Here is a 22,146-nt window from a genome sequence, read left to right on the forward strand (position 1 = left end):
AAAGTTAACAATAAGTTTATGTTCCAAGCCTCGTCAAAATTCTAAAAAGCCCCATCTTGTCTATTCAAAACTTATTGCATTGATGAAAAAGTTAAGATTGATCACGCTTGTTTTATTCTTTTTGGCATTTGTCTTTGTATCCAAAGCACAAAATCTCAGGTTGAATCAAACCCAAGTTATCGGAAGCCACAACTCGTACAAAAGTGCGATGCCTGCCCCGATTTTGGATTATTTACAAAAAATAAATCCTGCTGCTGCGAAAAGTTTGGAATACGAGCACCTGCCACTTTCTGAGCAATTGGATCTGGGACTTCGTAATCTGGAATTGGATGTATTTCATGATCCAATCGGTGGAAAATATGCCAAACCAAAGTCGCTTGCCATGCTTCCGGAAGGAACTGTTTTTGACTCCAAAAAGGAGCTCTTGGAACCTGGGTTGAAGCTTTTTCACATTCAGGATTTGGATGTGCAATCCCATCACCTACTTTTCAAAAATGCACTTTTAGAACTTAAAAACTGGAGCGACCAAAATCCTGATCACCATCCCGTATTTGTGCTGATCAATGCAAAAGACGGACAAGTTCCGATGACGGTCAGCCCGCTTTCATTTACAGGGACAGCTTTGGACAGCATCGATTTGGAAGTAAGGACTTACCTAGGAATGGATTATTTGATCACTCCGGATCAAGTTCGTGGTAATTTCGAGTCGCTGGAAAAGGGAGTTTTGGCAGGAAACTGGCCGGAAATTCATGCTGTAAGAGGCAAGTTCCTTTTTGTGCTGGATGAAAGTGAGCAGAAAATCCGACGTTACCTTACCGAAAAGCCTGAACTCAAAAACGCTGTACTCTTCGTCAATCTGAAAGAAGGAAACCCTGAAGCCGGATTCAGAATCATCAATGATCCTGTTGCCAACGAAACCTACATTCGGGATTTGGTGAGAAAAGGATATATCATCCGAACCCGGGCAGACTCTGATACCAAAGAGGCACGATCAGGAGACTATATCAAATTTGAAAAAGCGAAAGCTTCAGGAGCACAAGTGATTTCTACTGATTACTACCTTCCTTCGACCCTCTTTCCATCTGACTATACAGTGAGTTTTGATGGCAAAATCTTTGAGCGACCTAATCCTATTCTGAATTTAAAGTGAACTACTCCAAACTTATTTCCTTACTTCTGAGTGTGGGAATGATGAATTCTTGGCCTCAGGCGCCTCTTCTGGCCCAATCCGGACTTGAGCCTAAAGTGGCTTTTTTGGCTGATATTCATCTTCACGATGTATATGGAGACTTCGATGCAGCAAGTTTTCAGGGTGTACTCCATCCCGGTACCAGCAAAATGGCAACCCTCAAAACCATGCTCAGTCAAATGAATTCCACGCGACTTTTTAATGAAAATTATTTTGCGTTTTTGGAAGCTTTGGAGGATTTAAGGAAAAGAAATATCAAGTATGTGGTGCTGCCCGGAGACTTTTCAGATGATGGGCAGCCTATGAATGTAAAATTGCTCAAAACCATATTGGATCAGTACGCTGAGGATTTTGGGATGCGGTTTTTTATCACAACCGGAAACCACGATCCTGTGACTCCTTTTGGAGGCGTCGGAAGTAATGTGGACTATATTGGAGCTCAAGGACGTCCTCAAACAATAGCCGGTTTTGATGGCAATAATTATTTGGATAGTATCCCTAGGATAGAACAAATCAACTATTGGGGGTATTATGAGATTTGTAAAGAATTGGGATCATTTGGCTTCTTTCCTGACAAAAAGGATATTTTTTGGTCTCATCCTTTTTTGGAACTCGATTACGAAGGATATGAATTTGAAAAAGCATTGGTGCTTTCGGAAGTTAAAAATAGATTGTATGAAGTAGGCGACTCAGGATATTTTTTGCCGGACGCAAGCTATGTGGTGGAGCCGGTGGAGGGGATTTGGCTTTTGGCTATCGATGGCAATGTGTACGGTCCCCGGTATGGAGAGGACAATGAATTAAGGGATTGGAGCGGCTCCGGTATAGGGTTTAACCTCGCAGCACAGCATAAACAACACCAACTCAAGTGGATTAAAAATGTCACCGCCGAAGCCAAAAAGCGTGGAAAAACACTCCTCTCATTCAGCCATTATCCCTTGGCGGATTTCCATGACGGCACTTCAGAAAAGATGTCTTCAGTTTTTGGCATAAACAAATTCCAGTTGGTGAGGGTACCTACCCATCAAGTTTCTGACCAATACGCGGAAGCAGGAATCAGAGTGCACCTTGCAGGCCACATGCACCTCAATGACACAGGAATCCATTGGACGCAATCAGGGAAATCCCTGATCAACATACAGGTTCCTTCACTTGCGGCATTTCCTCCGGCATATAAAATCGTCTCCCAAAGACCTGACCAAGCATTGGAAATCACTACTGTGCCCTTGTACGAAGTACCTAGGTTTGATGAATTTTTTGACGTTTACAGGATGGAGCATGACCACCTTTCTGGATTGAATACCGGTAAAATCTGGGACAAATCCATACTTTCTTCCAAATCATACCTGGGATATACCTTGGGCCATTTGAAGCAATTGATCCACCTAAGGTTTTTGTCCTCGGATTGGCCAGCGGATTTGGCTTCTTTGTTGGAGGGATTGACGGAAGAAGAAATCCTTTTTTGGGCGCAGTTGGATGATGTGGAGGGAAACACTTTTTTGGCTGCTGATGCTCTTGGCAGAAGTGAAATGATGGCGAAAAGGGGAGGTAATATCGGTTTTGGGAATGACAGTTTGCAGGTTGACAAAGAGGGCACCAATTTGATGATGGATTTTTACCTGATCAAAAACGGCGGGCAATTGGGTAATGACCTCATTCCCTCACACCGACTGAGATTCTATTCCATTCTAACAGAACTTAGCTTCACGACCAAAGCAAAAAGTAATTTCAAAGTCCAAAATCAGCTGATCGATTTCTTATGGATTTTGGGCAAAATGATGAATTCATATCCTTCTGATCACTTTTTGATCTATCCTGAAGAAGGGAAGATCTTAGATTTAGGGAAGTAAAGAATATGTATATCCGCTTTCTTACCACTATCTCAATTTTACAAAATGACCTCGACTTCGCTCGGTCACCGGAAATTGAATGATGACTAGGAAGGGAGGGAAATGCGGCGCAGCCGCATTTCCCTCCCTTCCTCTGAAAACAAAACCATCGGGCACCGAGCGAAGTCGAGGTGTAAATCAAAATAATATTCGGCTACTGGTATCATTGCGGACAATCATAATAAAGAATGTTTAAAAATCTCATTTATATAGATTTCCTGTCCCCAAACGCAAAAAAAAGCCGATTGAATATCAACCGGCTTCTTCATCTTATTTGATTTCATCAATTAATATCCAGGGTTTTGTTCAAGATATCCGGGAATGTTGGAAGCTCCGTCCAAGGCAGTTTGAGGGATTGGGAATATCCTTTTTAATGGATCGCTGTCAGTTTTTTCAGTCCATGGATCTTCAAATTTCCCAAACCTGATCATGTCAGTTCTTCGGAGCATTTCCCAATAGAATTCAAATCCACGTTCTCGGAATAAGATATCAAGGTTTATTTCTGAAAGAAGCGGAGCTGTGATTCTGGCTGTCCTGGCTGCTCTTACCGCATTCAAATCTGCCAGTGCACCTGCCCTATCTCCGGTTCCTCTCAATTTTGCTTCTGCTCTCATTAGGTACATGTCTGCAAGTCTGATCAACACAATGTCTGCATCACCAAGATTTCTTCCCGAGGATGATTTTTTCCCAAATTCATACTTCAAAACCCTATAACCTGTACTGTACAAGCTTCCCTGAGTAGTATAATCAATTTCACGGGTAAAATTCACAAGTAGATCCGGTCTAGCCCTTGTACGGCTGGAAAGTTTACCGATTCTAAAGTTTACACCATCATCACATCTTTGGAATCCATTTGGATTTCTAATAAATCCGTACTGTTGACCTCTTAGGATACCCCTATTCATCTTGAAGCTTGGGCCACTCATACAAGAGTCTGCAGGGATGATTAGGTTTTCTTCAAAGAAACGAGGGTCGGCTTTGGCTGGATCTACATCTCCATAAGCAGAAGTCCAAGTATCATAAAAATCCGAGGTCATACCAGGGCCATCTGTCCCATTTGCATTAGGGAAATTTGCTAAAGGAAACTGGTCACCTGAAAGTGAAAAATATGCAAGCCTGTTGTGGCCATTTAATTCTGCTCTTTGGTCATAGACAAAGATCAATTCAGGATTGGTATGGTTTTCATCATCAAACATATCAAAATAATCCGCAGAGAGACGAAATTTTCCAGAGTTAATTACCTTGTCACAGTATTCTATCACTTTGGTCATGTCGGTCTGCTGGAAGTTAAACTGAGCAGCATATCTGTCTTTGTATACAGCAGCGTTGAGATACAATCTTGCCAAAAGGCCCTGTATGGCTTCTTTTGACACCCGGCCTGGTCCAATGCTGGAAGGAACCAGGTTTTCGGCATAAAGAAGTTCTGACTCAATGTAGTTAAAAGCATCAGCACCCCTTACTACCACCGACCTTTCGTTTGGATCTTCTTTGACAAAGACCAAACCATACAGGTCAAGACTTAGCAGAGAGTAATAAGCTTTCAATGCTCTCATTTCGGCTACAAAGGCCTCGACATTGGGCTCGTTGGTTCTTGGAATGGCATCAATAGCAGATACACATCTGGATATTCCTCGCATGATCTGGTTCCAAGTATCGCGGATTCTTGGATCGGTAGTTATAAAATTATGGGTATGCATTCCCACAAATATCCCATTGTCACCCCAATCGGTTCCACCCCTGAATGGAAGTATAGCCTCATCAGTGGAGATTTCCTGAAGGTTGAAATAATTGACATGGTTGAAAAGATTGGGGAAAACAGCATAAGCTGCGGCAATGTTTCCTTCAACGATTTCGTTTTGGGAAAGCCCTGTAACTGATGTTTCGTCTAATATGTCTTCCTGAAGGTCGGTACAGCTTCCCAAAAAGACCATGATGAGCGTAAAAAGGAAAATGATTGACTTTTTCATATTCAAATAGAATTGTATGTTTTACAAAATAATGTTAAGGCCTAAAATGATTGTTCTTGCCCTTGGATAACTCATATAGTCGATGCCAAAAGAGGACACGCCGTTGATAGTTCTGTCAGTGTTGACCTCAGGGTCATATCCATCGTAAGGGGTTATAACAAATAGGTTTTGACCGGTCAAAGAGAACCTCAAATCCCTAACCCATTTGGCCACACCAAGTGAGGTGGTGTTGACACTATACCCTATGCTTAGGTTGTTGAGCCTGAAAAAAGAAGCTTCTTTGAGGTATCTGGTCGAAACCGGCGCAGGGTTGTTAACTGATTCCTCAGGAAATTCGATTGCTTCAGGAGTGGTATTCAAACCTCTGGCGAGTCTGAGTTTAAAGAAAGAAACGTTTGCAGTATTGTCATATACTTTATTCCCCGAAACTCCATTGAAGTTGAAGGCAATGTCAAACCTCTTGTAGGTAAAATCCCCAAAGATATTGTATTGGAAATTTGGCAAAGCTGTCCCTGCTACTATTCTATCTTTGTCATTGACTATGCCGTCACCATTGCTGTCTCTGAAAACGTTAAGTCCGTTTTCATTAAATCCGATATGTTCCAAAAGGTAAAATGAACCTATAGGGTGGCCATTGAGGTAGCCGTTGATGGTGGCAGAAGATAACCCCGCACCTGTAGCGCTTCCGGAAGGAATCACTGTAAATGGAGAATCTTTTACAACATTATCAATGAAAGTTGTGTTGCCACCGATGCTGAAGGACATGTTATTGGAGATTGTTTTTCTATAATTCAAATTGATCTCTACACCTGAGTTGATGATATTCATGTCTTCGACATTGACCCAAGTAGTACTTGCAGGCTGCACTGGGTCAGCTGGAATTACCTCTAGGAGGATATTATTAGAAACCTTTCTGAAGTAATCCACAGAACCGACAAGGGAATTTTCAAATAAACCAAAATCAAGTCCTAGGTTCAGTTGGGTCGATACTTCCCACTGTATGTCAGGATTGGCCAATCTGGTGAAGGTGATTCCTGCTGGGAAAGAATTGGAACCATCCAAAGGATAACTGTTGTTGGCACTGACTTGGGCCGTAAACAAAGGCTGCGTGATTTTGGATGGGATTTCCTGATTACCTGTCTGTCCCCAACCTGCCCTAAGTTTCAGTTCTGATACTGCTTTGAGGTTATCCATAAAGCTTTCCTCTGACAATCTCCAGCCTAGCGAGAAGGATGGGAATACACCATATTTGTTGTTTTCTCCAAACTTGGAGGAACCATCTGCCCTGATGGTGGCAGTAGCAAGGTATTTTTCACTCAGTTGGTAGTTGACCCTTCCGAAAAACGACTGAAGTTCATTTCTAACTGCAAAACCTCCCGGGCGGTTATTGGCAAGGTTTAATTCCTGTCCAAGACCTGGATTGAATCTGGGTTCAATCTCAGAAATAGGGAATTGGTTGATACTGCTGAATCTTTGCTGCACAAAAATGTCCTGATAAGAAAATCCTCCCATGGCGGTAAGAAAGTGCCTATCGTTTTTGTAAGTGTAAGTCAGGAAGTTTTCGATTAGGAAGTTTTTGTTGTTGCCATTGATCATCTGAAGACCTCCGATTTGCTGAGGCTCAAGACTTGGAAGGCTCTGAATATCTCTCGTCGAATTGGCATTGTCGATACCTATGTTGGTTTGAAAAACCAAGGATTCACTCAGTTTCAAAGAAGCAGTGATATTTCCTATTACCCTGTTGATGGTAGTGATGTCATCATAAATCTCAAGAAGCCTTAAGGGATTGTTTCCTGTAGGATCTCTAAAAGGTCTTCCATCAGTTCCAAAGGCAGGAAAGGTTGGGTTTGCAGAAATGGCATTAGCGATAACACTCGTAATTGGTGGCCTGTTGCTGACAGTTTGGGCAGCATTCAAATTGATTCCTACTTGAAGAATATCTCCCGGAAGGAGTTTTTGAGAAATATTCAACCTCCCTGTCATTCTTTGGAGGTCACTTTCTTTTATTATCCCTTCCTGATCCTGATAACTTAGAGAGGCTAAATAGACCATTTTTTCGGTGCCCCCATTTAAAGACAAATTATGGTTGTGGGTGATGGCTGTTCTCGTTATTTCTTTCTGCCAATTGGTATTGGCCAATGAATCCTGTAGAATTCCACCGACTGCCGGAACCTGTTTTCTATATTCATCCGCAGAGAAAACATCCAGTGCACGGGCCAGATTAGAAACGCCCAAGCCATAAGTATAATTGAGCGTAGATACACCCTCTTTGCCTTTTTTGGTAGTGACAATAATCACGCCATTTGCACCCCTAGAACCATATATCGCGGTTGCTGAAGCATCCTTCAAAACATCAATGGATTCAATATCCTGTGGGTTTAGGAAGTTCAATGGATTGCCTGCCCCACCCGTACTGGAATTGTCCAAAACCACTCCATCTATGACAAAGAGTGGCGTATTTCCTGTACGGATACCTCCAGGACCACGCACTGTGATGCTTTGGTTGGCTCCGGGTTCTCCACTTGCTCCTACGATATTGACCCCAGCCACTTTACCTTGGATCAGGTCTTGTGGGGAGTTGACAATACCCCTGTTAAAATCTTTTTCTTTGATGGTGGCCATGGCTCCGGTTACATCCCTTTTTTCTTGGGTTCCGTAGCCGATGACAATTACCTCGGAGAGGTTTTGGGTATCCTCGGTCAAGGTTACTTCGATGTTGCTTTGGGAGCCTACGGTAATTTCCTGAGATGAATAGCCTATAAAACTTAGCACTAGGACAGATTCAGATGACTGTACATTAATGGTAAATTTTCCATCGATGTCGGTCACGGTACCATTATTGGTTCCCTTTTCGAGGATACTGACTCCGGGTATTGATACTCCGGCGGCATCTTTGACTCTACCGCTTACAATTACAAAATCTTCAGCATTTACTTTTGCCGGAAAACTGTAAAGGGGAGTTCCAATAAAAAAACTTAAGAGCAAAATAAAGGACAGGATTTTTAAAGAATTGCTCACTTTAAAAATCATCAAACTGGTAAAATTTCCCATAATCAATAGGTTTAAATTGGTTTAAATAGAACACAAAATTACCATGGGAGGGACGGACTGCTGTCTAGTTTCAATTTATATCCTTGTTATGTTTTAATAACCAAAAAATAAAACTGAATGCTATTTATTAAGGGAATGTTACAAAAAAGTATAAAAATTATATTAAATAAGATTTTTTCATATTTGAAAATTAATTTATGTTAACGTCAGAAAAATTATTGAAACAACTAGCTTCCTCGTATTGGCCAAATGCCCAATCTTAGGATTGAATTTAGTTTTTGTCCCTAAAAATGGTCTATTTCAAAGGGTTTGGAAGAAATGATTTTTGCTCAACAGGAAAGATGGTCAGTCAGATGGGTAGACCAGGATTATTTTCCGACATCCAACAGGGCAAAAAAACCACCTGACACAATTTTGATTGGAGGCTTCATGATTTTTGAGATTCACAAAATTTATTCTTTACTTTAGAAATACCTATCCATTACTAATTCCCTTAAAACATGAAAAAACCCAAAAAAGAATCTTCTGACCAATCACGGCGGAATTTCATAAAAAATGCAGCCATAGCTTCTTCCATCTTTATTGTTCCGCGTCACGTGTTGGGAGGGGTTGGATTTACAGCTCCAAGTGACCAATTGAATCTCGCTGCTATCGGTGCAGGTGGAAAGGGCTCAAGTGACATTTTCAATGCCTCTGTGAATGGACGCGAAAGGGTCGTGGCATTGTGTGATGTTGATTTTTCAGGTTCTGCAAAAAAATCCATCGAGAATTTCCCCAAAGCAAAACTCTATGCAGACTATAGGGAAATGCTCGACAAAGAAAAGGACATTGATGCGGTAACCATTTCCACACCTGACCATGTGCATGGCCCTGCGGCTTCTTTTGCCATGCAAAGAGGGAAACATGTCTATGTTCAGAAACCCATGACACATAACATCAAGGAAGCAAGGATGCTGACCGAGATGGCAAGATCCCAAAAAGTTGTCACCCAAATGGGCAATCAAGGCGGGTCAAATGACCTGCTGAATATGGTCCAAAAATGGATTGACTCTGATAAGTTGGGCAAAATATCAAAAGTACAAGTCTGGACCAACAGGCCTGTTTGGCCTCAGGGAGGGCCTTTTCCCGCCTCAGACCCAAGTTCAAAACCTAATGCCCTCAATTGGGACCTGTGGTTGGGACCTGCGCCTGAGATTCCATTCACTCCTAACTTACATCCATTCAATTGGAGAGGCTGGTGGGATTATGGAACAGGTGCCTTGGGTGATGTAGGTTGCCATTTGATCGATATTCCATTCAGGACACTAGGTCTTCATTATCCTACGGATGCCGAATGCAGTGTTGGATCAGTTTTTAGCAAAATGTGGACACCTGATTACAATCCACAGGGTTGCCCTGCTTCTTCCTTTATCACCCTGCATTTTGCAGCTACACAGAAAAGTAAATCACCTATTGAAATGACTTGGAGTGATGGTGGCATTCGTCCATCGCATCCTGATATTATCCCTGCGGACCATGATATTGGTGGAGCAAACAGCGCCAACGGAGTTTTGATTATCGGAGAAAAAGGAATCATCTCCACCAATATCAACGACAGTTCACCACTCATGCCAAAACTCTATCTCAATGACGGAACCACTGAATTTGGACCAGAAACTGAGCCCAACATTGAGCCGGAATATGGCCACCAAAGAAAGTGGGTTGATGCATGTAAAGCTGGATTTGGCAGTGCCGAACATAAGGGTTTGACTTCCTCTTTTGACTATGCAGGACCAATGACCGAAACGGTTTTGATGGGAAATCTTGCCATACGTAGTTATATGCTGAGAAGAGAAAACAGCAAAGGTCAGATGGAATTTTACGGTAGGAAAAAGTTGCTTTGGGATGGTGAAAACCTCAGGATTACCAATTTTGAAGAAGCCAATCAGTTTGTAGGTAGAGAGCATAGGAGTGGTTTTGGGATGTAATTCCCAAAACCAACCCACCTTCCGCATTAAATCAACACAACCCAAAATACCACTATGCTAACACTTTTGACCATTTTATTTGCCTTGGCATTGATACTGATTGCCATTGTCAAGTATGATATACATCCCTTTTTAGCGCTTTTTGTAGGAGCTATTCTCTATGGATTATTATCCGGGATGCCTGTGGATCTGATTCTCAAATCAATAACAGAGGGTTTTGGTGGAGTCTTGGGAAGTATTGGTTTGCTGATATTATTAGGGGTGATCATGGGTACTTTCTTGGAAAAAACAGGAGGGGCCTTGGTCATAGCAGAAAAGATACTTTCCTGGATTGGTGAAAAATCCGTGACAGTAGCTATGTTGCTGAGTGGTTATATCCTCTCCATTCCGGTATTTGGCGACAGTACTTTCATTATGCTGAATCCCATCAGCAAATCCCTTTCGCTCAAAAGCAAAGTTCCCTATGCTGCGACAACCATTGCAGTAGCTTTGGGCGCGACTGCAAGTCATTCTCTTGTGCCGCCTACTCCAGGACCTATAGCCACTGCCGGGATATTGGAGGCAGACTTGGGCATGATCATATTTTGGGGTTTGATAGTGAGTTTGATTACTCTGATCCCAAGTTACTTTTTTATCAAGAGGGTTTGTTCGAAAATCCCCCTTGAAGCAAAAATAGCTGAGGTAGAAGTCGGAAAGACAATCCCAAAACCTCCAACCGCTTTCAATTCCTTCCTCCCCGTCATAGTACCGCTTGTTTTGATTATTTTAGCTTCCATTGCCAAATATCCAACTCAGCCTTTTGGGGAAAATATGTTTACTACTGTAATCCTGTTTGTGGGTAGTCCGGTAATCGCTTTGCTGATAGGAGCATTTTTGTCTTTCACTTTACCGGCAAAGTTTGACAGGAAGTTATTATCCTCCTCGGGTTGGATCGGTGAGGCCATGTTGATTGCTGCACCTGTGATATTGATAACCGGTGCCGGAGGGGTTTTTGGCAAAATGCTTCAAAACTCAGGAATCGGTGACATGGTAAGCGCCAATATGAGCAGTGCCAATTGGGGGATCTTTCTTCCTTTCTTGATTGCCTTTGCCCTGAAAACTGCTCAAGGCTCCTCTACTGTGGCGATGATTACCACAGCTTCAATTATTGCGCCGCTTTTGGTGAGTTTGGGTCTGGATTCGGAGACAATGCGGGTGTTTGCGGCTTTGTCAATCGGTGCGGGCGCGATTGCGATTTCCCATGCCAATGATAGTTTCTTTTGGGCAGTCACCCAACTTTCAGGTCTGACCATCAAGCAGGGAAATCAAACGCATAGCCTTGGAACACTCATCATGTCGGTTACGGCGATTTCGGTGATTTATTTGATTACGCTTTTTGTGTAAAGGACGGAAGACGGAAGACCGATGACCGATGTTACCAGATTTCTAGCATTTAAGCATGAAATGGATAGGATGATTTTGTTTTTTTACCTCTTACATTTCACCTCCCACCTCTTGATACTTCCTACATCCTCATTGAGAATTTTTCATTCTTCATTCCAAATTAACGTGCTGTCCAGCCCCCATCGACAGTGAGCATCGATCCTACCATATAGGTTCCGGCATCACTAGCCAAAAACAAAGCCGATCCTTGAATTTCTTTCAGGTGGCCCCATCTGCCCAAGGCAGTGGCTCCCACCACAAATTTCTTTCCCTCTTCGGTATCTGCAATCGGCAAATTCATTTCTGTGAGAAATGGCCCTGGACAGATGGCATTGACCGTGATATTGAAAGGGGCCAATTCCAATGCCAAGGCGCGGGTCATTTGAACGACTGCACCTTTGCTTGAGGCATACGGTGTCCTGTTAGCAAGTCCTACCAATCCGAGCGTACTTGCCATGTTGATGATGCTGCCTTTGCCGGCTTTTTTCATAAATGGCGTCACAGCCCTGTTGCATAGCCATGTTCCGGTGACGTTTACATCCATTACTTTTTTGAAATCCTCCTCACTCAGTTCGTCAATTGCACCACGGATATTGATCCCGGCGCTATTGATCAGGATGTCTATCCTGCCAAATGCGGCCATGGCAGCATTGGCCATTTTTTCTGTCTGCTCCTTGGAAGACACATCTGCCGAAAAGGAAATGGCTTTGATACCGTAGGCTTTTTCCAATTCCAAGGCGGACTCTGCACCGACAGCCCCGTCCCGACTGACCAACATGATATTGGCCCCAGCCGAAGCCAATCCCGCAGCCATAGCCAAACCGAGCCCTTTGGACCCTCCGGTGATGATGGCAGCTTTGCCGCTCAGGTCAAAAAGTTTGATTCCGGGTAATTCACTGACTGAAGTATTCATATTTTTATCTTAATTGAATGTTGATTAATTTTTTTTTGCAGTTTATTTACCAAGCCCCAATTTGCTCCTGCTGTACCGGAGACTGGTGAGTACATTGGATTCTTCAAAACCAAGCCGCTGCTCTGGTTCTAGGTTGCGTGTATAAGGCAACTCACCCGAAAAGGATTTTTCCCTTACCATTTTGAGAATTCCGGCAAGTTCAGGGCCCGATATGCTATCAAAGGTGGCCCAATATTCCTCCTCCAGACAAGGGATTTCCAATGGGTCGCGTGTGATCATTTCCAGATTGAAGGTAATTTTGGGGTTATATTTCCTGCAGAGTTCGATCCCTTTTTTGAGGTCGACTATTCCTTCTCCAAGTGGAACCTCAGACAGTAAAAAGCCTTTGGAATAGGATTTGACGCCCATATCCTTGATGTGGGTGGAAAATGAATAGGGAGCCAAAAGGTTGATAACATCTTCCGATTTTTCGAGAAGGGAATAATTGTTTCCAAAATCCAAAGTCACCCCGATCCATTCGCTGTCCATTCCTTTGATGATTTCGACCAATTCAGCTGCGCGCCAGTCTTTGTGGTTTTCTACTGCCAATTTTATTTTATGCTTTCTTGCTATGGGTTCTGCCCATTGAAGGGAAATGATAGATTTGGCTTTGAAATCAAGAAATTCAGTGTCTGTTTTGAAATTTTCATATCTCCTCCCACTCAGGCAAACAGTCCTCAGGATTGTCGCTCCTGCTTCTTTGGCGGCCAAGACTTCTTTCTCAAATTTATCTAGATCTTCTTTAGACTTAGGTAGCCCTATACTTCCTTCCAAGTACATTCCAAGGTTTTCTCTTTGGTCCCTGACTTTTTTGGCAAAATCCGAGGTCCAGTTATTGACACCAACCTGTACACCACCTGCTCCGATCTGATGGCAGTGTTTGATGAGTTGGAGGGCACTTTCAAAACCGGGATATTTTTCACTTGGGACTTTCGAATTCCACCTTGCACCATAGGAGTGTACTACGATACCCATCGAAACCCCTTCAAAATTCATTGAAAAAGAAGGCAATGGAAAAGCCATCGCCAATGTTGCCAATCCTGTTTTTTTTAAGAAATCCCGTCTATGAGGGGAAAAGGAGTTATTGTATTTGTCGGAGGATTTCATCTTGGTGGGATGGGCTTCTAGTTAGGTTTGAGGACAGACAAGGAGTCGGTATGCTTGATAAGTTCAGGGGCGGTCCATGGATACACCCTTCCCTGCGAGGTATGACGGGTAGAGGAAACAGTTCTGCCACTGATGGCAGGAGCTTGGTTTCCCCATTCGTTTCGGATATAGGTCAATATCGCAGCGATGGAAGCATCATCCATGGTCGAATGTGATGGCATGACGGGAAGGATTTCCGGGGCGTCATATTTTTTTCCTGAAACTTCCAATGGACCTTCCATGCCATGGAGGAGGATGAGGGAAAGCCGGATTTCATCACCGATCACCCATTCCGAAGCAGCCAACGGCGGTCCCATCCTGTTGACTCCAGCGCCGTCCGAACCGTGACACCCTGCACAGGTTACCAGGTATTTTTGCCTGCCCAAAGCAAATTGTTGCATCCCTTTTTCATCAAGAGAATTGGCTGACATTTCTAACAATTTTGGCGTATACCCCGGCCAAGAAAACATGGATTTCAGCATCTCTACTCTTGCAGGTTCGATCTTAAGGTCAGTTCTTTTAAGGAGTGGAGGTTCTTTTTTCAAAGCCAAAGGCCCTTTTGTTCCACTATTTGCTGCTTGGATGGCCATTCCGGTAAGAACGACCTGATGTTTCCAATCCGAATTCTCAGGAGAAGCATCCAATATTGTCAGCAGGCTTTCCAGTTCTTTTGGATCTCTTTTCCTGACAATGGAAACGGTCAGCATTTCCAGAAATATCTCTTTGGAAGGATCTGTTGTCGTCCAATTTTCAGATATCCATAACTTACCCAAGAAATCAAATTCTCGGTTACCCAAACTACTCATGACCGCATCCCTGACCAATGCATTTTCCCCAAAGCGGGAAATTATTTTTTCCAATATTATGGAGGCATCCTCTGTATTCAGGGCATAAGCACTCAAAGCCATTTGCAGGGAAACTTCAATGGGAGCATCCATTACTTTGGAGGTTAATAATTGTCCGAGGTTCGTCTGTATGGTTTTATCTTGAGGTGCAAAAATTTCCAAAAGCCTGATAGCCGTTTTTTGTAGCAAAATGGATGGATCATCGAGTAAGTCGAAAAGCAAATCAGGCGTTATCAAACCCAAACCTTCCAAAGTCCAAAGTCCGTGGAACCTGCCCAATTCGGATTTTCCGTTTCGGGCCAAGTCTTCCAAATCCGATTTTATGGATACATCCTCCCGCTCGACCAAGAGTCTTTGGGCCATGTCCCTGTGCCAGCCATCAGGATGAGAAAGGCGCTGGATTAGGTCCATGGAGCTTTCTTTGGAAAGTTTTGGATTTGGGGAAGGTTCCCAATCTTCCGGAACAATCCGCCAGATTCTGCCCAGATGAACCGGAAACACCAAGTCTCGCTTCAAGGTCTGCTCCCTCAAATAGGGGGTCACATAAGATCCATGTTGCACCATTCCCCTATACATATCAGCAATATACAATGCGCCATCCGGTCCAATAGTTGAATTAACAGGCCGGAAGCGTTCATCCGTGGAGGCCAAAAATTCTCTACCCGGGTTTGGATCAAAAGCCTCTAAGAATATACCATTTTGTTTGACGACGTTCCTTTTTACAAGGTTTCCTGCATTTTCACAGACAAAAGCATTCCCATAATATTCCTTTGGAAATAATGTGCTCCTGAATACGAGTGGAGAGCATGCTGAAGTGAATTCAAGAAGTTTTCCCTCCTCGTCCAAAGTTCCGGGGATATAACCCCTGTTCACAGCAAGATTTGGCCTTATCGGAAATATCCGCCGGTCTATCGTCAGTCCATGGTCAATTCCGGTGGAAGGGGAGTGGTTTTTGTTTCGGGAAAGGTAATTGGCAGGAACGAGATCGGCATGCAGTTGGGACCAATTGTAATTGTAAAACAACCTTCCCTGATCGTCATGGCTGACACCCCATTGTCCCCGGGCTTCGGTGCTGTCCCGGACCCATTCTCCGCCTTGATTTCTGTACCGCAACTTTGACTTCACATTATAGTACCAGTTATCAATATTCCTCAAAAGGCCATTGTCGGAATGCTCGGGAATGCCATTTTGGGAATAAGTAGAGTCCAAAAGTACTTTTGAATCTGCCTTCAGGTCGCTATCCATGTCTTTTGTGATCCAAAGGGAATTGTTCTCAGCGACTAGGGCACCACCTTTTATAAGTCCCAAAGCCCTTGGCATGATGAGGCTGTCAAGGTAGATGGTGCTTTTGTCCATCACTCCGTCGCCATCTTCGTCCTCCAAAACAGAAATTCTACCGAGAGGTTGCTGCTCTTCAGTACCATCGATGTCGGTCATAAAACCCCTCATTTCGACCACCCAAAGCCTGCCATCTTCATCGAATGTCAGGGCTATCGGATCCTGCACCATGGGTTCAGCCGCGACCAATTGTATTTTAAATCCCTTTTCGATTTCAAAAGTCTCGAGTTCTTCTTGGGGTGATTTTGGCGGTGAGGAATCTTCTGGAATAGGGGCCTTCCTTTCTGAGCATTGGCTCAGAATTACAATGGACAATAGGAGTAAATATTTTCGGAAAATAGGCATGAACGGGTTTATTGCTATTCGAAGACAAATTTGATTTTCAAGCAATCAAGTCCCTGAAAACCAAAATGCAGCTCAAACCCAAGTTGCAATTTATTCCCTTGATACACAAGCATCTTTTACAGAGGCGGACAAAAATCTGACATCTGGTAAAAAATAGAACAAAGGAATATTGAACCTAGTTTGCCCGGACTTTGAATCCTGTTTACAAACTATTTTTATCTATCAAACACTCCACATTGGGATGCATCCAAAGGAAAGATGCGGGACATTGTGTTGAAATTTTTCTTTCCAAAATCTGTTTGATGGCTTCCTGTTTGCCTTTGCCTGTGATGAGAAATATTATTTTTCTTGTCTCAAGAATATCCTTCATGCCCACACACAATCCATAAGCCGGTTCCGGACCCTGGGACAATGCCGGGTCATGCTGTATCGTAGAGGGTGCCAAAACAGCTTTATGAAAATATGGCTGCAAAAAATCAGCAGGTTCGTTGAAAGCAATGTGGGCGTTTTTTCCCAATCCCAAAATACAAATGTCAAAAGGCCCTTGTTCGCTGATAAAGTTTTGCATTCCCGTGCACTCGGCCGCTACCGATTCGGGTGCAGTATCAAATCCAACATACCTTTCAGCCGGGATTTCCAAAGGTTCCAACACATGTTTTTTGATGTAGGATTCGCAGGAATCAGGATGGGAGAGCGGAATGATTCCCCACTCGTCCATTTTGACGACGCGCATCCGCTCAAAGAGGGATTTATTTTTTGCCATTTCGGCATACATACCCGTAGGAGAATTTCCCGTAGCGGCACAAAACAACAGGTCTCTTTTTAGCAGAACTTCATCCATGACAAGTTTTGCAGCATATTGGCTTAGGGAATCGTAATTTTCAAGATAGGTGATTTTCATAATCCAAATCTATCAAAACCATCAATGAAATCAGAAAATCCAGGCAGGTAATTGCACATGATGGTTTCCTCTATTTTGATTTAATGAGTGTACACAATTATGCCAGTAGATTGGATATCCATTTAAATTTTTGTCTGCAGACTGAAATATCCGGTACATCGGTCTTCCGACTTCCGTCTTCCGTCCCCATGAAGAAGAATATGGCGTTACTGGCAAAGAAGCGTATATCCATTTTTGATTTTCCCATTCAAGTATAAATTCTGGCAAAATTGGTTCAATTGGATATATTTGTATAGATGGCCAAAATCCATTGTCTGATTTGGATTTCTGTTTTTGATCCTTACAGAAATCCGTACACGGCCTTGCTTTCTGCTTCATATACAACACAAAAAAACATGAAAACCTACGTATTCCTGCTTTCTATCCTAATGCTTATTGTTTCTGAAAAAGCCATAAGCCAATCCGAATTGGTCAGGTTGACACCTGTCAGTTACTCGGAAGTGACTATCACAGATGCTTTTTGGAAACCAAAACTGGAAAAAGTAGCCTCCACCGCCTTGCAGGTTTGTATTCAGCAAACTGAAATCGAGACTGGCCGTATTCGGAATTTTGAGAAAGCTGCGAGAAAAACAGGGGAGACCCATGAAGGTATTTATTATGATGACAGTGATGTATATAAAGCCTTGGAGGCCATTGCCTATTCCCTCAAAAACCAATCTGATCCTGCACTTGAAGCCAAGGCGGACGAATGGATCGATAAGATCGCCGCAGCGCAAGAGGCCGATGGCTATATCAATACTTTTTACACCTTGACCGGATTGGAAAACAGGTGGAAAGACATGGACAAACACGAAGCATATTGCGCAGGGCACCTGATCGAGGCTGGTGTGGCTTATTACCAAACTACCGGAAAGAGAAAACTCCTGGATGTCGGTATCAAGATGGCCGACCATATTGATCAGACTTTCAGACAGGCCAATCGGCCTTGGGTAGTCGGCCATCAGGAGATCGAACTGGCTTTGGTCAAATTGTACAAGTTGACCGAAGAGGAAAGGTACCTCGAACTTTCTGATTGGTTTTTGGACCAAAGGGGCCGTGGCCATGGAGTAGGAGGGATCTGGGAAAACAAGCATTGGGGTCCCAAATATGCGCAAGATGACGTGCCTGTCAAGGAACAAAAAGAAATCACAGGACATGCCGTCAGGGCCATGTATCTCTACACCGGTGCTGCAGATGTCGCCGCAGCAAAGAATGACGATGGGTATATGAATGCCATGAAAACAGTGTGGGAAGATGTGGTCTACCGCAACATGTACATCACAGGAGGGATAGGTTCCTCGGGTAGCAATGAGGGTTTTTCTGTCGATTTTGACCTGCCAAACGAAAGGGCTTACAGTGAAACCTGCGCCTCGGTAGGGATGGTTTTTTGGAATCAGCGCATGAATTCCTTGGAAGGGGATTCCAAATACATCGATGTCTTGGAGAGGAGTCTTTACAATGCAGCCTTAGACGGTTTGAGTCTACAGGGCGACAGGTTCTTTTATGGAAATCCCTTGGCTTCCAATGGGCAACATTCCCGCAGGGCATGGTTCGGAACTGCCTGCTGCCCTTCCAATATTTCCCGATTAGTGGCTTCGGTGGGGGATTATATCTATGCTACTTCGGAAGATGGTATTTGGGTAAACTTATTTATCGGAAGCAATACCAATATCCAAATGGGAAAGGTAAATGTTCCGGTGGAAATCAAAACCAATTTCCCGATGGATGGGGTGGTGAACATCGCCATGAATCCTGAGAAAAAAACCACCTACAGCCTCAATTTAAGGTTGCCGGGTTGGGCTAAGGAACAGCCTGTACCAGGTGATTTGTATCGATTCGAAGGTACAGCCAAAGAAAAATTCACTGTGACACTTAACGGTAAACCTGTGGAGTACACCCAGGAAAATGGATATATCACGATCTCCAGAAAATGGAGCAAAGGAGACATTGTCCAATATTCCTTGCCGATGGAAATCAGGAAAGTAAAATCAAGAAATGAAGTGGAAGCCAATCGTGACAGGATTGCTTTGCAAAGAGGACCTTTGGTTTATTGTGTGGAGGGTGCTGATAATGCCGGGAGGGCTTGGAACATTGTGGTTCCGGCGAATACCGAGTTTCAAGAAGTGGAATATCAGGTCTTGAATGAAAGGGTCATGGCCATTCAGGCAAATGTGCCGGTGGTGACCGTTTCGGAGGATGGGTCCACTGTAAAAACCGAAACCAAAAGCATTACTGCCATTCCTTACTATACCTGGGCCAACCGAGGTCCAAATGAAATGCAGGTTTGGCTTCCGACCAAGGTAAAAGAACTTAAAGTGAATTATTGAAAAATATTTATTGGTTAGCCAATTTCCTGCCAATAGTCCGGTTTCTTTTAAATGAACGGGACGGAAGACGGAAGTGTCTTGCCTTTTGCAAATATTCAAGGCTCAAATTAATTCAGCGAATGTCCTGGAATGATCGAGTCGGTGCCTATTACTATTCAACAATTTATGGAATCAGTTTTCCACCTTTCCTTAACCCAAAATGAAAAAAAGAACCTTTCTCAAAAACTCTTCTCTCCTTGTTGGAGGGGTTTTGATCCAACCGATGATATCTTGCTCTCCTCAAAAACCTGCTGAAACGATGACCTCCGAAACCTTGAAAAATTGGGCTGAAAATTTTGAGTTCAGCACGACCAAAGTTAATTATCCCAAAACAGTGGAAGAAGTACAGGATTTGGTCAAAAAATGTGAGAAGCTAAGGGTATTGGGTTCAAGGCATTCATTTAATAGGATTGCAGACAGCAGCGACAACCTCATTTCTTTTCAAAATCTGAACAAAATCATTTCCTTGAACAAGGAAAAAAACCAAGTTACGGTTGAAGGTGGAATCAAGTACGGGGAACTCTGCGCCTACCTTCATCAAAATGGATATGGCCTCCATAACCTCGCTTCTCTTCCGCATATCTCTGTTGCCGGGACGATAGCCACAGCCACACATGGTTCGGGGGTGGATAACGGCAACCTTTCCACGGGAGTTGCTGCCATCGAGTTTGTCAACGCCAAAGGTGAGTTGGTTCAGCTTTCAAAGGAAACAGATTCGGATTTTTTTGGTGCCGTAGTTGGATTGGGAGGATTTGGCCCTGTGACCAAAGTGACTTTGGACCTGCTTCCCACTTTTGAGGTCGCCCAGGTCGTGTACATGGATATGCCGATGACCGCCCTGAAGGACAATTTTCAAGAAATCATGGGTTCGGGGTATAGTGTGAGTTTGTTTCTTGATTGGAAAAGTGACAAGGTCAACGAAGTCTGGGTAAAGCGAAGAGTAGTCCCGGGCGAGGCGTTAGATTTTTCGGAGGAGTTTTTCGGAGCCAAACAGGCAACAGTTCATATACATCCTGTGATGGAAATGTCAGCAGAGAGTTGTTCTGAACAGTTGGCGATACCGGGTCCATGGTATGAGCGCTTGCCACATTTCAAAATGGAATTTCAGCCAAGTGCGGGCAAGGAACTTCAGTCAGAATATTTTGTACCAATGGAAAATGGATATGATGCACTCATGGCAGTGAAGGAAATGGCTGATCAGATCAATCCGCACCTATTTATTTCCGAAATCAGAAGCATCAAAGCAGATGAATTGTGGATGAGTACCTGTTACCAAAGGGATTCGATTGCAATCCATACCACTTGGAAACAGGAAATTCCAGAAGTCATGGCACTATTGCCTCAGATGGAAGCCAAGTTGGAACCGTTTAGTCCAAGACCGCATTGGGCGAAGTTATTTACCATTTCCTCCCAAAAACTCCAAGAGCGGTACCCAAAAATGGGAGAATTCAAATCCCTTCTCGCCAAACACGACCCCGAAGGAAAATTCCGAAACGGGTTTTTGGAGGAACATCTTTATGGCTGATAGAATTGTAAAAAATCAAATCAGTTGGAAAGACAGGCTATATTTCTCCAAAAGCGAAAAAAAGAGGAATTCCCATTTGAGAATTCCTCTTTTTGATTGTTTAAGATTTATCCTTTTTGCCAAGAGCATATTGCACAGGAAGCCTCATCCTTGTCCGTACAATTTCACCTTTGTTTTTTCCCGGAATCCAATTTGGTGATGATTGAATTACTCTTAAGCTTTCTTCATCACAGCCTCCCCCGATTCCTCTCAGAATATTAGCATCACTTACTGATCCATCTTTATTGACAACAAATGTGATATAAACTGTGCCTTCTATCCCTTTTTGTCTAGCCAAAGTAGGGTATGTTAGATTGTTTCTCAAAAAACCATTCCATCCTTCCATTCCTCCAGGGAATTCCGGAACTTCATCCACCACGTCAAAGACTTCATCGCCTGATCCTTGAGCAGAAGTCTCTCCCATTGGGATATCCATTGTTTTTGAAAAAGCCGGATCTTTAGAGCTTTTGCAGGAGATAACAAATACCATCATGGACAATAGAATGATAGCTAACTTGAAATTGTTTATTCTTTTTGATTTTGATGCACAAGTGTTCATTTAGGGAAGGTGTTTGATTGCTTGAAATAGATTTTGTTAGGAGGTGATTTATTGAAATGGTTTATGGACTTTAAGCGATTACCTCTTTATCGCCAAGTTTGAATTTGATAGGAACCCGCATCCTGACGTTGACAATATGTCCACGTTGTTTGCCCGGTGTCCAGTTTGGTGATTCTTTGATGACCCGCAAAGCCTCCTCGTCACAGCCAGCACCAATACCTCTGATCAACTCTGCATTTTCGACAGACCCGTCTTTTCTGATTTCAAAGACGACATAGACCGTACCTTCGATTCCCATTTCTTTGGCTTGTTCGGGATATTTGAGGTGGTTCATCAGGAATTCATTCCAAGCTTCCATTCCTCCGGGAAAAGAAGGGGATTCTTCGACGATATCGAATATCTCATTGGTTTCAATGGTTTTGCTGGTAACTTCACCATTTTCCAGTACTACTTTCTCGTCGTATCCCTGAAAGTCACAGGATAAAAATACGATCATCAGTCCCATTAGAGGGAGGGCAGTGAGAAGACTGCTTTTGTAATTTGGGGTGGAATTGTTTGCTTTCATCTTGTGGTTAGTATATATGGTTGATTTATTTTGAAAATCTG

At 43.2% G+C, this 22,146-nt stretch carries 14 protein-coding genes; 6 read left to right on the forward strand and 8 right to left on the reverse strand.

The window, feature by feature from the left end; genetic code table 11:
- Window positions 1-82 precede the first annotated feature (82 nt).
- Both MMU07_RS15520 and MMU07_RS15525 read left to right on the forward strand, forming a co-directional pair.
- Window positions 83-1,150, forward strand: coding sequence for a phosphatidylinositol-specific phospholipase C1-like protein (locus MMU07_RS15520; RefSeq protein WP_241126935.1), 1,068 nt, complete (start codon window positions 83-85; stop codon window positions 1,148-1,150).
- Window positions 1,147-3,039 (forward strand): metallophosphoesterase, encoded by a 1,893-nt coding sequence (locus tag MMU07_RS15525; RefSeq protein ID WP_241126936.1) that lies wholly within the window; start codon window positions 1,147-1,149, stop codon window positions 3,037-3,039. The genes MMU07_RS15520 and MMU07_RS15525 overlap by 4 nt, the downstream gene beginning before the upstream one ends.
- Before the next feature lie 326 nt (window positions 3,040-3,365).
- On the opposite strand, the gene MMU07_RS15530 is transcribed toward MMU07_RS15525, so the two are convergent.
- Both MMU07_RS15530 and MMU07_RS15535 read right to left on the reverse strand, forming a co-directional pair.
- Window positions 3,366-5,045: a RagB/SusD family nutrient uptake outer membrane protein gene (locus MMU07_RS15530; RefSeq protein ID WP_241126939.1), complete on the reverse strand. Its 1,680-nt coding sequence runs from the start codon at window positions 5,043-5,045 to the stop codon at window positions 3,366-3,368.
- A gap of 21 nt (window positions 5,046-5,066) precedes the next feature.
- Entirely contained in the window at window positions 5,067-8,096 is a 3,030-nt protein-coding gene (locus MMU07_RS15535) for a SusC/RagA family TonB-linked outer membrane protein (protein ID WP_241126941.1), read from the reverse strand.
- A 500-nt stretch (window positions 8,097-8,596) separates the two neighbouring features.
- Between MMU07_RS15535 and MMU07_RS15540 the strand changes: the two genes are divergently transcribed.
- Both MMU07_RS15540 and MMU07_RS15545 read left to right on the forward strand, forming a co-directional pair.
- Window positions 8,597-10,063, forward strand: a complete 1,467-nt coding sequence (locus tag MMU07_RS15540; RefSeq protein WP_241126943.1) for a Gfo/Idh/MocA family protein — start codon at window positions 8,597-8,599, stop codon at window positions 10,061-10,063.
- Between the two features lie 54 nt (window positions 10,064-10,117).
- Complete coding sequence (locus tag MMU07_RS15545) at window positions 10,118-11,446, forward strand: GntP family permease (protein WP_241126945.1); 1,329 nt, start codon at window positions 10,118-10,120, stop codon at window positions 11,444-11,446.
- Between the two features lie 160 nt (window positions 11,447-11,606).
- On the opposite strand, the gene MMU07_RS15550 is transcribed toward MMU07_RS15545, so the two are convergent.
- From MMU07_RS15550 to MMU07_RS15565, 4 genes are all read right to left on the reverse strand, one after another.
- Window positions 11,607-12,398 carry an SDR family NAD(P)-dependent oxidoreductase gene (locus MMU07_RS15550; protein WP_241126947.1) on the reverse strand — a complete coding sequence of 264 codons (792 nt, stop codon included), beginning with the start codon at window positions 12,396-12,398 and terminating at the stop codon, window positions 11,607-11,609.
- 42 nt (window positions 12,399-12,440) lie between these two features.
- Window positions 12,441-13,544 carry a sugar phosphate isomerase/epimerase family protein gene (locus MMU07_RS15555; protein ID WP_241126955.1) on the reverse strand — a complete coding sequence of 368 codons (1,104 nt, stop codon included), beginning with the start codon at window positions 13,542-13,544 and terminating at the stop codon, window positions 12,441-12,443.
- A gap of 17 nt (window positions 13,545-13,561) precedes the next feature.
- Window positions 13,562-16,111 carry a DUF7133 domain-containing protein gene (locus tag MMU07_RS15560; protein WP_241126957.1) on the reverse strand — a complete coding sequence of 850 codons (2,550 nt, stop codon included), beginning with the start codon at window positions 16,109-16,111 and terminating at the stop codon, window positions 13,562-13,564.
- Between the two features lie 202 nt (window positions 16,112-16,313).
- Window positions 16,314-17,012, reverse strand: coding sequence for a 6-phosphogluconolactonase (locus tag MMU07_RS15565; RefSeq protein WP_241126959.1), 699 nt, complete (start codon window positions 17,010-17,012; stop codon window positions 16,314-16,316).
- A gap of 395 nt (window positions 17,013-17,407) precedes the next feature.
- Between MMU07_RS15565 and MMU07_RS15570 the strand changes: the two genes are divergently transcribed.
- Window positions 17,408-19,378 carry a glycoside hydrolase family 127 protein gene (locus MMU07_RS15570; RefSeq protein ID WP_241126961.1) on the forward strand — a complete coding sequence of 657 codons (1,971 nt, stop codon included), beginning with the start codon at window positions 17,408-17,410 and terminating at the stop codon, window positions 19,376-19,378.
- A gap of 199 nt (window positions 19,379-19,577) precedes the next feature.
- Window positions 19,578-20,942, forward strand: coding sequence for an FAD-binding protein (locus MMU07_RS15575; protein WP_241126963.1), 1,365 nt, complete (start codon window positions 19,578-19,580; stop codon window positions 20,940-20,942).
- Between the two features lie 100 nt (window positions 20,943-21,042).
- Here MMU07_RS15575 and MMU07_RS15580 read toward each other — a convergent pair whose 3' ends face one another.
- The gene (locus tag MMU07_RS15580; RefSeq protein WP_241126965.1) at window positions 21,043-21,540 is read right to left on the reverse strand and encodes an energy transducer TonB; all 498 of its coding nucleotides are present in this window, start codon (window positions 21,538-21,540) and stop codon (window positions 21,043-21,045) included.
- Between the two features lie 70 nt (window positions 21,541-21,610).
- Window positions 21,611-22,105 (reverse strand): energy transducer TonB, encoded by a 495-nt coding sequence (locus MMU07_RS15585; protein ID WP_241126966.1) that lies wholly within the window; start codon window positions 22,103-22,105, stop codon window positions 21,611-21,613.
- Window positions 22,106-22,146: the final 41 nt, after the last annotated feature.

Origin of the sequence: Cognataquiflexum nitidum (assembly GCF_022538055.1) — a bacterium.
Lineage (GTDB): Bacteria > Bacteroidota > Bacteroidia > Cytophagales > Cyclobacteriaceae > Cognataquiflexum > Cognataquiflexum nitidum.

Coding starts and splice junctions, on each gene's coding strand:
- MMU07_RS15580 (WP_241126965.1), bottom strand. CDS start 21,540: ATGAACACTTGTGCATCAAAATCAAAAAGAATAAACAATTTCAAGTTA.
- MMU07_RS15575 (WP_241126963.1), top strand. CDS start 19,578: ATGAAAAAAAGAACCTTTCTCAAAAACTCTTCTCTCCTTGTTGGAGGG.
- MMU07_RS15530 (WP_241126939.1), bottom strand. CDS start 5,045: ATGAAAAAGTCAATCATTTTCCTTTTTACGCTCATCATGGTCTTTTTG.
- MMU07_RS15555 (WP_241126955.1), bottom strand. CDS start 13,544: ATGAAATCCTCCGACAAATACAATAACTCCTTTTCCCCTCATAGACGG.
- MMU07_RS15570 (WP_241126961.1), top strand. CDS start 17,408: ATGAAAACCTACGTATTCCTGCTTTCTATCCTAATGCTTATTGTTTCT.
- MMU07_RS15545 (WP_241126945.1), top strand. CDS start 10,118: ATGCTAACACTTTTGACCATTTTATTTGCCTTGGCATTGATACTGATT.
- MMU07_RS15550 (WP_241126947.1), bottom strand. CDS start 12,398: ATGAATACTTCAGTCAGTGAATTACCCGGAATCAAACTTTTTGACCTG.
- MMU07_RS15535 (WP_241126941.1), bottom strand. CDS start 8,096: ATGGGAAATTTTACCAGTTTGATGATTTTTAAAGTGAGCAATTCTTTA.
- MMU07_RS15565 (WP_241126959.1), bottom strand. CDS start 17,012: ATGAAAATCACCTATCTTGAAAATTACGATTCCCTAAGCCAATATGCT.
- MMU07_RS15585 (WP_241126966.1), bottom strand. CDS start 22,105: ATGAAAGCAAACAATTCCACCCCAAATTACAAAAGCAGTCTTCTCACT.
- MMU07_RS15540 (WP_241126943.1), top strand. CDS start 8,597: ATGAAAAAACCCAAAAAAGAATCTTCTGACCAATCACGGCGGAATTTC.
- MMU07_RS15520 (WP_241126935.1), top strand. CDS start 83: ATGAAAAAGTTAAGATTGATCACGCTTGTTTTATTCTTTTTGGCATTT.
- MMU07_RS15560 (WP_241126957.1), bottom strand. CDS start 16,111: ATGCCTATTTTCCGAAAATATTTACTCCTATTGTCCATTGTAATTCTG.